1 protein-coding gene is annotated in these 443 nt (G+C 60.9%); it reads left to right on the forward strand.

What is annotated here, in order from left to right; genetic code table 11:
• Positions 1–443 (forward strand): AAA family ATPase (locus J5M71_RS28565; protein ID WP_207839030.1); only part of this gene is annotated, 443 nt, incomplete at both ends.

Here is a 443-nt window from a genome sequence, read left to right on the forward strand (position 1 = left end):
CTTCTTGCCCTTTGTCATCATCCTGCTGTTTTTCTTGTGGGCCATGAACGCGGCACAGGGCATGGGTGGCCGCGGTGGCGTCATGGGATTTGGTAAGTCCAAGGCCAAGGTGGGTAGCAAAGACACCCCCAAATCGACCTTTGCCGACGTCGCTGGCTGCCAGGAGGCGATCGACGAGCTGCAGGAGATCCGCGAATTCCTCGCCGAGCCGGCGAAGTTCCAGCGGGTGGGTGCGAAGATTCCTAAGGGCGTGCTGCTGTATGGCCCGCCTGGTACTGGTAAAACCCTCCTGGCTCGTGCGGTAGCCGGTGAGGCTGGGGTGCCGTTCTTCTCTATCTCAGGTTCGGATTTCGTCGAGATGTTCGTCGGCGTCGGTGCCTCCCGAGTGCGCGACCTCTTTGAGCAGGCCAAGGAGGCCGCCCCGGCCATCATCTTCATTGATG

It is taken from the genome of Pseudomonas sp. 43(2021) (genome assembly GCF_017490805.1).
Lineage (GTDB): Bacteria > Pseudomonadota > Gammaproteobacteria > Pseudomonadales > Pseudomonadaceae > Aquipseudomonas.